This window comes from Lutibacter sp. HS1-25 (genome assembly GCF_004121075.1).
Lineage (GTDB): Bacteria > Bacteroidota > Bacteroidia > Flavobacteriales > Flavobacteriaceae > Lutibacter.
Window position 1 is genome coordinate 84,172 of record NZ_RHLN01000010.1, and the last position, 10,978, is coordinate 95,149.

8 protein-coding genes are annotated in these 10,978 nt (G+C 31.0%); 7 read left to right on the top strand and 1 reads right to left on the bottom strand.

The features are described from left to right. The first annotated feature begins 5 nt into the window (after positions 1-5). On the top strand, positions 6-1,052 hold the full coding sequence (locus EC396_RS05625) for an alkaline phosphatase family protein (RefSeq protein ID WP_129365725.1): 1,047 nt from the start codon (positions 6-8) through the stop codon (positions 1,050-1,052). A 36-nt stretch (positions 1,053-1,088) separates the two neighbouring features. Here the strand turns inward: EC396_RS05625 and EC396_RS05630 are convergent, their stop codons facing one another. Further along, positions 1,089-2,264, bottom strand: a complete 1,176-nt coding sequence (locus EC396_RS05630; RefSeq protein WP_129365726.1) for an alginate lyase family protein — start codon at positions 2,262-2,264, stop codon at positions 1,089-1,091. Positions 2,265-2,803: 539 nt separating this feature from the next. Between EC396_RS05630 and EC396_RS05635 the strand changes: the two genes are divergently transcribed. The 6 genes from EC396_RS05635 to tnpA all read left to right on the top strand — a co-directional run bounded on the left by EC396_RS05635 (position 2,804) and on the right by tnpA (position 10,491). After that, positions 2,804-4,084 carry a sugar isomerase gene (locus EC396_RS05635; RefSeq protein WP_129365727.1) on the top strand — a complete coding sequence of 427 codons (1,281 nt, stop codon included), beginning with the start codon at positions 2,804-2,806 and terminating at the stop codon, positions 4,082-4,084. Positions 4,085-4,094: 10 nt separating this feature from the next. Next, positions 4,095-5,471, top strand: a complete 1,377-nt coding sequence (locus EC396_RS05640) for an FGGY-family carbohydrate kinase (protein WP_129365728.1) — start codon at positions 4,095-4,097, stop codon at positions 5,469-5,471. A 74-nt stretch (positions 5,472-5,545) separates the two neighbouring features. Further along, a complete protein-coding gene (locus EC396_RS05645; RefSeq protein ID WP_129365729.1) occupies positions 5,546-6,832 on the top strand; it encodes a class II aldolase/adducin family protein in 1,287 nt (428 codons plus the stop codon). Between the two features lie 41 nt (positions 6,833-6,873). Then, a complete protein-coding gene (gene aldA, locus EC396_RS05650; protein ID WP_129365730.1) occupies positions 6,874-8,313 on the top strand; it encodes an aldehyde dehydrogenase in 1,440 nt (479 codons plus the stop codon). 424 nt (positions 8,314-8,737) lie between these two features. Further along, on the top strand, positions 8,738-9,892 hold the full coding sequence (locus tag EC396_RS05655) for an iron-containing alcohol dehydrogenase (protein WP_129365731.1): 1,155 nt from the start codon (positions 8,738-8,740) through the stop codon (positions 9,890-9,892). A gap of 143 nt (positions 9,893-10,035) precedes the next feature. Further along, positions 10,036-10,491, top strand: a complete 456-nt coding sequence (gene tnpA, locus EC396_RS05660) for an IS200/IS605 family transposase (RefSeq protein WP_129365732.1) — start codon at positions 10,036-10,038, stop codon at positions 10,489-10,491. The last annotated feature ends 487 nt before the right edge of the window (positions 10,492-10,978 follow it).

Consider the following 10,978-nt stretch of genomic DNA (forward strand, 5'->3'; position numbering starts at 1 on the left):
TTTATATGAAAACCTTTTTAGCTTTCATTATTTCAACATTTTTGTTAACCAATTGCAGTCCGTTAAAACAGCACAAAAAAGGAGTAAAAAAACAACCTGTTGTTGTTCAGTTTATTATTGATGGATTAATGAAAGATGCTGCAGAAACCGCGATTAAAGCAGGTGCAGAAAATCTAAAATATTTAGCAGATAATGGAGTTGTGGTTCAAGATGCGTATTCTAACAGTCCGGTTGGACGTGTAAAATTACCTGATGGTAGTGAGCCTTGGGGAGGTGCGTCTCCACCAAATATTGGAATGCATACAGGAACTCATGTTTTCGAAAATCAAAATTTAGACGATATTTTTTTATCAGCAAGACGTAACGGAATTAAATCTGTTTATGTTGGCGGACATACCTTATATGATGTTTTTAAAACCCCAGATATTTATTATGCAGAGATTATACCTGACCAAGAAGTTGTAGCCTTGGGTATAAAACATATTAAAGAAGATAGCGCTAGATTGGTGCGTTTGCATTTACAAGAAATTAGAAGTTTTTGGAAAGGACCACAAGATAAAACCAATCCAGAATCAGCGTACATCAAAGCCATTTTAAATGCAGATGCAGCTTTAGGAAAGTTGATTACATTTTTGAAAAATGAAGGTTTGTGGGATACGACATATTTTATAATATCTGCAGACCATGGTATGGGTACTTTAAGCAAAAGCAACCATCTTTCAGAGCAATTATCATCTTGGCAAATATATATGAACTTTAATGGTCCTGGTGTTAAAAAAGGAGCAACCATTCCTTATGCTGAATCACCCGATGTTGCGATACTAACAAATCACTTCATGGGTTTACCACCGCTTGAAGGGTATTTTTCAAAAATAGACTATCTTAAAAAATCGGGTACAACGGGTGTTTTTTTAAAAAATATATTTGAAGGAAATCCAAATGAAATAGCACATCCTCAATGGATAAAAACTTATTTAGATAAAAATGCGGGTTCGCCTCCAAACGATTATCTGCATTATAGAGAGGCAATGCTTAATTTTATCAATAACTAGCTGTTTTATAATTGAAATAAAAAATAAATAGAAAAGCTAATTCACCCAAAGTAAAGGGTATTTTACGGGCATATTTCTAATTACTTCTTTGGTTTTTAAATTTTCAGGTAACGATTTCCAAAGTTTTAAATAGGATTCATTTTTTAATGCAAGACCTCCAAATAGTAAAGCAGGTTGTCTTACAGGCCATTCGTTCCAATACATCACATCTTTTTGGTAAGGCCATTCATTTTTATCTTTAATAAATGGATATAAAAATGAAATACCTAAACCTATATTTTTATGGTCGGGTGTTGAATAGTTAAATAAATTGTTGTTAGGTATATATAAAACTTGGCAAATAACAGTCATACAGTCTAGAGTAAATAAAGAATATCCATAGGGTTTGGTTCTTTTTAGTTCTAAAGGAAACGAACCATCAATTGCCATTTGATTAGGTAATAAAACATTTTTATACATTTTTATACAATAATCTAATACCGTTTTATTATTTGTTAATTCAGCAAAAACAGCTGCCTGCATAACCCAACATACGCTATGGTTATTTCCGTTATCACGCTCTGCTATGCCGTACTCGTGTGTAGTGATCCAAGTTAAATAAGCTGAAAACCATGCTTTAATTTTGTTTAAATCTTCTTTTGAAATAAGAGCAGAATTTTCAATAATCATAACAGCTTTTGCAACTTCCATTAAATGAATAGTATCTATAATTCCAATACCTCGCCCTGTTGTAACTCCAGAAATTGCTTGTCCGTAAAGTAAATTTGGGTTCATCAAGGTTTCTTCATTTATAAACCAAGCTTGTAAGTGTGGTATTAATTGTTCAATATATTTTTTATCATTGGTAACAATGTATGCTGAGGTTAGTGTGCCACAAATTTGACTAAAACGAATCATAGCTTCTCTATGCGCTGTAAAGTTATTTGGATTGGTTAAACCATCTTTTCTAATATAGGGGCCATTTGGATTTTCAGGATTTGGCCACCAATAATCACCTTCTGAATAAAAATCGTGAATTCCACCAGCACTTCTTGTGCAAATACTATCTGTAACGGTAATAGGTTTTAAAGTGCTATAATAGTTTGCCAATGCTAAAACACGGTCTTTTTCTATTGCTTTAAGGTTAAAAGTGTCTGTACTTTTGGTTGTTTTACATTGTATAAAGGCAAAAAAAACAAAAACAAGTAAAATTTTTATGCTAAATTTATTCATCAGTATTGGGCTTTTTACAAACATTGATTTCATGATATGTTTTTTATTTTTCAGAAATTGGTAATTTTTCTATAAAATTACATCTTCAAATTTATAACATAATAAAGTTTTTATAGTACAAATAAGGGTATGTAAACGTGTAAATGCAGAAGTGTTTTATATTAATATTTTAAGTAGTACTATGTTAAGGTGTTGTTTTTTAGTAGTTTGATTTTTCATTTAAAAAGAAACTATTTTTTTTAAAAATAATTTGAAGCATAAAATAAAAATTATGAACACATGTTAAAGCTATGTGTTATGTATATTTTTAGGTATTTAAAAAAGTTTATAAAAATAATCAATCAATTTTAAAAGGGGTAAAATGCTATAAGTAGGTTTGTATATCTTGTAAAAGGTTGTTTTACAGTATTTTTTAACTTTTTTTAAGTTGATTTTTATATAAAAAAACACTAAATAGTTGTTTTACCGTATAGTACAGGATAGAAAAACTTTTAAAGTGAAGTATTTTTGAGTTTAATAAGTTGATAAATATTATAAAAATGAAAATACAACAAGAACAAATTAGTGCCGCTAATAAAAGTGAATTAACCGCACACCAAGAAAATTTTGACTTTTTAGCAAACAAATTAACTAAAAACGGTTACAATGTAGATAGCCTTATTTCAAAACTAGCTGAATTTCAAGTAGCAATTCCTAGCTGGGCATTAGGTGCAGGAGGTACTCGTTTTGGACGTTTTTCTTTTTATGGAGAGCCTTCAAGTTTAGAGCAAAAAATTGAAGATGTAGGTTTAATACATTCACTTACACAAACTGCAGGTGCTGTTTCTTTACATATTCCTTGGGATGTTCCTAATGATTACAAAGCTATTAAAGAAATTGCAACTTCATTAGATATTAAATTTGATGCGGTAAACTCTAATACTTTTCAGGATCAAAAAAATGCAAAAGAAAGCTATAAATATGGTTCATTAAGTAACGTGAGTCAAGCTGTTCGTGAGCAAGCAATTCAACACAATATAGATGTTATTAATATTGGAGATAAATTAGGGTCAAAAGCTTTAACAGTTTGGTTAGCTGATGGTTCTTGTTTCCCTGGGCAAAACAATTTTCAAACTGCATTTCAAAATACACAAAACAGTTTAATTGATATTTATAAATCAATTCCAGAAGATTGGAAAATGTTAATCGAGTACAAGCCTTACGAGCCAAACTTTTACAGTACTGTAATTCAAGATTGGGGAGCTTCATTAATGTTAGCAAACGGTTGTGGAGATAAAGCTTACACTTTGGTTGATTTAGGTCACCATTTACCAAATAGTAATATAGAGCAAATTGTATCTATTTTACAATTAAAAGGTAAATTAGGTGGTTTCCACTTTAACGATAGTAAATATGGTGATGATGATTTAACTGCAGGAAGTATCAAGCCTTATGCTTTATTCTTAATTTTTAATGAATTGGTATATGGAATGAAAAACAATCCTCAAAATCCTGATTTAGCTTGGATGATTGATGCAAGTCATAACGTAAAAGATCCATTAGAAGATTTAATTCAATCTTTAGAAGCTATTCAAGAAGCATATGCAAAAGCTATGTTGGTTGATCAAGATGCTTTAAAAGCTGCACAATTAGAAAATGATGTTGTAAAATGTCAAGAAATATTACAAGGTGCTTTTAGAACAGATGTTAGACCATTGTTAGAAAAAGCACGTTTAAACCGTGGCGGTGTTATAAGTCCAATTAAGGCATATAGATCATTAGATGTTAGAGGTGAGCTAATTAGAGAAAGAGGTAAAAACACTGTAGCAACAGGATTATAAGATATCTGGAATGAAACAAAAAGTTACCGCAGTTTTTGATATTGGTAAAACCAATAAAAAGTTTTTTTTATTTGATAAAGATTTTAAAGAAGTTCATAAAGAATATATATCTTTTGATGAAATAAAAGACGAAGATGGGTTTCCTACTGAAAATCTTCCAGCATTAAAACAATGGCTGAAAGAGGTTTTTAACCGAATATTAGAAGCAAAAGAGTTTAAAGTTCAGGCAATTAATTTTTCAACATATGGAGCTAGTTTGGTTCATATTGATGAAAATGGCAATCCATTAACGCCGTTGTACAATTATTTAAAACCGCTTGATCAAAATATAATTGACGATTTTTTTAGCAAATACGGACCTAAAGAAGAATTCTTGAAAACAACAGGATGTTCAGATTTAAGTATGCTAAATTCTGGTTTGCAATTGTATTGGTTAAAACATTCAAAACCTGAGGTTTACAAAAAAATTAAATACTCATTACACCTACCTCAATATTTGAGTTATATTTTTGCTAAGATCCCGTTAAGCGAGTATACAAGCATTGGTTGTCATACAGCACTTTGGGATTATGGTAAAAAAGATTATCATAGTTGGGTGTATAAAGAAGGGATTGACAAAATATTGCCACCTATAGTTTCAACAGAAACTAGTATTAATATGAATTACAATGGTAATCGTATTAAAATAGGTGTAGGTATTCATGACAGTTCTGCAGCATTACTTCCTTATGTACGAAGTATAAAGAAAAAGTTTGCTTTAATTTCAACAGGTACTTGGAGTATTGTTTTTAATCCATTTACTGAGAATCCTATTTCAACAGATACAACAGACAAAGACGCAATTAATTACATGCGAATTAATGGAAAGCCTGTAAAAGCGTCGCGTTTGTTTTTAGGTAATGAATATAAGATTCAGGTTGAAAAACTAAGAGAAAAGTACGGTGTTGATAAAGATTATCATCGCTCTGTAAAATTTAGTTGTGATACTTTTAAAGAAATCAATAAAGATTTCAAATTTCATTTTAAATGGGAGAGTATTGTAGATGAAGATATGCCTGAAAAATCAGAAGTTTCTTTTGATAACTTTGAGTATGCTTATCATCAATTAATGACAGAGCTGGTTTTATTACAAATAAAAAGTGTAAAAAAAGCCATTGGAGATGATGTGATTTCAAGGCTTTATTTAGATGGAGGATTTAGTGATAATGATGTTTATACAAAATTATTGTCTCATTATTTTAGAGATAAAAAGTTGAGAACAACTCAAGCATCATTGGGTTCTGCATTGGGAGCGGCAATATCAATTTCTGATACAAAATTGAATTCGAAATTTTTAAAAGAAAATTACGCATTACAAAAGCACGTACCGTTTATAATTAGCGGATAAAAAATTCTTTTAACAATATGATTATTAACATTGAAATATAATTTTCAAATTATTTTATTTAATACTTTAAAAAAATGTCAAAAAACATAAAATTAATTCACCCTAGAAATCAAATTACTGAAATTATTAGTAGAATTTACAAAAGAGGAATGACTACTACTTCAGGAGGGAATATATCTATTATAGATGAAAGCGGCGATATTTGGGTTACACCATCTGCGGTTGATAAAGGTTCTTTAAGACCATCAGATATTGTTTGTGTAAAAAAAGATGGAACAATTGTTGGTAATCATAAACCATCATCAGAATTTCCATTTCACAAAGCTATTTACGAATCAAGACCTGATATCAAGTCGGTAATTCACGCGCATCCACCAGCATTGGTTTCATTTAGTATTGTACGTCAAATACCAAATACAAATGTAATCTCTCAGGCAAAACATGTTTGTGGACCAATTGGTTACGCAACTTATGAAGTACCTGGAAGTGACGAACTAGGAGCTGTTATTGGAGAGGAGTTTAAAAAAGGGTATATGGCCATTATTATGGAAAACCATGGTACCGTTTTAGGTGGTACTAGTTTAACTGATGCCTATGAGCGTTTTGAAGCTTTAGAATTTTGCTGTAGCACAATACTTTATGGTTCTCAAATAGGGAAACCTAATTACTTAACAGATGCTCAAATTGAAGCGCATACGGCACAAGCTCCTGAAGTTATGCCAGAAATGGAAGAAACTGTAAATACTTCTGATGAAGTTGAGAAACGATTAGAAATTTGCGAGATTGTAAAACGTTCTTGTGAACAAGGGTTGATGATTAGTTCTTATGGAACTGTATCTATAAGATTAGAAAATAACGATTTTTTAATTACACCTACAAATGTAAATCGTTGGGATTTAGATGTTGAAGATATTGTTCAAATTAAAGATGGAAAACGTGAAGCTGGTAAAACACCTAGTAGAGCAGCTTGGATTCATCAAGAAATTTACAAAAACAATCCTAATGTTAATTCTATAATTATGACTCAGTCACCATACCTTATGGCTTTTGGTATTACCGATTCATATTTAAACGTACGTACAATTCCAGAAAGTTGGATTTTCTTACAAGATATTCCTAAAGTTAAATTTGGAGCGTATTATGACAATGCAAGCTCTCAGGTTTTAAACAACTGTACTACGGCTTTAATTGTAGAAAACGATTCAGTAATTATCACTGGAAATAAATTATTACAAACGTTCGATTATTTAGAAGTTGCAGAATTTAGCGCAAAATCTGTTGTGTTAGGTAGTTCATTAGGGGAGATGGTGCCAATAAATGACGAACAAGTTGAAGATTTAAGAAAGAAATTCTTGTCTTAGAAAAAAAGTAAATAAACTATTAATTAAAAATAAAACCAAACATGAAACATTATAAACAATTTATCAACGGACAGTTTATTGATTCTAAAGCGACATCAGTTATAGAAATTTTAAACCCTTGTACTGAGGAAGTTATTAGTACAATTTCAACAGGAACAGTTGAAGATGCAGACAATGCACTTGAAGCTGCTAAAGATGCTCAACCAAAATGGGAAGCTTTGCCAGCAATACAAAGAGCTTCGTTTTTGCATAAAATGGCAACTGTTATTAGAGAAAATCGAATTTTTTTAGCTGAAACTCTTTCAAAAGAACAAGCTAAAGTTATTGGATTGGCTCAAGTAGAAATTGATGTAACTGCTGATTATTTTGATTATAATGCTGCTTGGGCAAGAAGAATTGAAGGAGAAATTATCCAAAGTGATAGAGAAAAAGAACATATTTATTTACACAAAGTTCCAATTGGAGTGGCTGTAGGTATTTGTCCTTGGAATTTCCCATTTTTTGTAATGGCTCGTAAAGTTGCAGCATCATTAATTACAGGAAATACTTGTGTTATTAAACCTAGTTCTGAAGCACCAAATACCATTATGGAATTTGCGGAATTAATTCAAAATATTGGATTGGCTCCAGGTGTTTTAAACTTTGTATGTGGAGCAGGTAGAACTGTTGGTAATGCACTTTCTAAAAGTCCTATCACTGGTATCATTAGTTTAACAGGTAGTGTATCTGCAGGTCAACAAATTATTGCTGCAGCAGCTGAAAATATTACAAAAGTATCATTAGAATTGGGTGGTAAGGCACCTGCAATTGTATGTGCTGATGCTAATTTAGATTTGGCTGTTAATTCAATAGTTTCATCAAAAGTAATTTTTAGTGGACAAGTTTGTAACTGTGCTGAAAGAGTCTATGTTGAAGATAGTATCTACGATCAATTTGTAGAAATGATTACTAAAAAAATGAGTCAAGTTACTATTGAAGATGCTTTAACTGGCGTAAATGCAGATATGAGTAGTTTGGTGTCTAAATCTCAAGTAGATAAGATTACTGAAATGGTTGAGTTTGCTAAAAAAGAAGGTGCTGAAGTAATTTTAGGTGGTAAAAGACCTGAAAGATTTGATCGTGGTTATTTCTACGAACCAACACTTTTAACCAATTGTACGCAACAAATGGAAATTATTCAAGAAGAAGTGTTTGGCCCTGTATTACCAATTATGAAATTTGGCACATTAGAAGAAGCTATTGCTTTATCTAACGATTGTCAGTTTGGATTAACATCATCAATATTCTCTGAAAATTATAATAACATTATGCGTGCAACTAATGGTTTGCATTTTGGTGAAACTTATGTAAATAGAGAGCATTTTGAAGCCATTCAAGGATTCCACGCTGGTTGGAAAAAATCTGGTATTGGTGGAGCAGATGGAAAACATGGTATGGAAGAATACTTACATACAAGAGTTGTATACGCTAAATATTATTAAAATATAATAGTTTTAAATAGCTTAAATTTTAAATCTCAGAGGTAACCCCTCTGAGATTTTTATTTTATATAAAAAACCCTTTCAAAAATGTTATAAAAATCGCCAATTACCTTATAGTACAGGATAGAATTAAGATCAATTAGTTTTAATTTTGATAACTGTAAAAACCCTTCAATATAAGTGGTTGTAAAGAAAAAAATAAGCTATTTATATTTTAATTTAATTCAATTTCTGATTCAATTTAATAGAGAAAAATAAGTTTGTACGTATCTCTTTTGTTGAACAAATTATAGGGTAATAATAAAATATTCCAATTTTAATAAACGTATAAATTATTGGGAAACTATAGGTTGCTATCAAGTAGCTTTTAAATAAAAATATATCTAAGAAAACAATAAATATCAATCAAAATAAAATTAAAATAATGTTACAAAGTAGAAGAATATACTTACCACCATTAAGCTTAATAGGTCCAGGTGCTTTAAAAGATTTAGGAGAAGAGTTAAAAGATTTGTCGTACAAAAAAGCCTTATTTGTAACCGACAAAGTTTTGGTAAAAATTGGAGTGGCACAAAAAGTTTTAGATGTTTTAAAAGAAGCTGGAATTGATTGTGTTACATTAGATGAAGTTAAACCAAACCCTACAGTTAAAAATGTAAAAGCAGGTTTAAGTTTGTTAAAAGAGAATAACTGTGATTTTATTTTAACACTTGGAGGTGGTTCTCCACAAGATTGTGGTAAAGCTATCGGAATTTTAGCAACAAATCCTGGTAATATTGAAGATTTTGAAGGAATTCACAAATCTAAAAATAAATCATTGCCAATTGTTGCAATCAATACTACTGCTGGAACAGCAAGTGAAGTAACCATAAATTATGTGATAACAGATGTTAAACGTCGTGTTAAAATGGTAATGGTAGATAAAAACTGTTTGGTTTCTATTGCTGTAAACGATCCAGAATTAATGTTAGGGAAACCTGCAGATTTAACTGCTGCAACGGGAATGGACGCTTTAACACATGCTATTGAAGCATATGTAACTAAAGGAGCTTTTGGTTGGTCTGATGCTTTAGCATTAGAGGCTATAAAATTGATTTCATCTAGTTTAGAAAAAGCCGTTAAAAATGGTAGCGATATTGAAGCTAGAAGCAAAATGGCTTGGGGGCAATTTATTGCAGGTCAATCATTTTCAAATGCTGGTTTAGGTTTTGTTCATTCAATGGCTCATCAATTAGGTGGTATGTATGATTTACCTCATGGTGTTGCAAATGCAGTATTATTACCACACGTTGAAAAATTCAATATCCCAGCTTGTGCCAATAAATTAAAGAAAGTTGCCAGAGCAATGGGTGTTGCAGTATTAGATATGAGTGATGAAGAAGGTGCAAATGCAGCAATTGAGGCTATCAAAAAATTATCTTTAGCTGTTGGAATTCCTTCAGGATTGAAAGAATTGGGTGTAAAAGAAGAAGATTTTGAAGCAATGGCAATCAATGCCATTAACGATGTATGTACTGGAGGTAATCCAAGAGACGTTACCGTAAAAGATGCTATTGAAATTTACAAATTAGCAATGTAAATATTTTTAACACTTTTAAAGAAGTGTTTAAACTAAAAAAACGAGGGTTTATCTTTTTTATAAAGATGGACCCTTTTTTTATTCTCAATCGGGTTTAATACCTCGAGGCTTGCCTCGTACGAAAAAAACAGTAATCTTTGAGCATGAGCTCAAGTATTCACATCCATAAGCGCCACAATGTTTCACTTCTTTTGTATCATCTAGTATGTTCAACAAAGTATCGTCGATTAGTTCTAAGTCCAAAAGTGGATAGGATTTTAAAAAAGACGTGTTTAGATATTCAAGATAGATACGAAATACATTTTTTGGAAATAGGAACAGACAAAAACCATGTACATTTTTTAATTCAGAGCGTTCCGACCTACAGTCCAACAAAAATTGCCAGAACCATAAAAAGCATCACAGCACGGGAGATATTTTTAAAAGCACCAGGTGTAAAACGTGCCTTATGGGGTGGTTCATTCTGGGGAAGTGGTTTTTATGTTAATACGGTTGGGCGCCATGGTAATGAAAAAATTATAGCGGCGTATGTAAAGAATCAAGGGCTAGAAGATGAATATGACGTTTTACATAAGGATTCACAGCTAAATTTATTCTAATAATAATGCCCCGTGGGCTTGCCCCGGGGATTATTTACTTAATTTTCTGTACAAAACCATATGATTTAACAAGTGACTGATAGTTAGTTGATTGTTTTTGATGATTTAAAAGGTTAATTTCTTGTTTTTTTATATACAGTAGGCAGCTATTAATGACTGTTAATTTAAATATATTCCCAGTTTAGTTGTAAATTTATAGTGTGTAGTTATTAGTTAGGTATATTGTGCAATTAAAAGTAGTGCATCTTATTTAGTAAATTTACACTTAAGTAAGCAGTCAACTTGATTTTAAAAACTAATAAATTGAGATGTTATGGAAGATCAAATCAAATTTTTTTTACTTGAGCCTACTATCCAAAAAACATTGGTAATAATTGTATGTCTTGTAATTATTTGGCTTGTAATAAAAGCAATTCAGCGAAACTTATTTACTAAAATTAAAGATAGCGACAATAGGTATAGAGCAAAAAAGTTTAGTAGCTTTTTT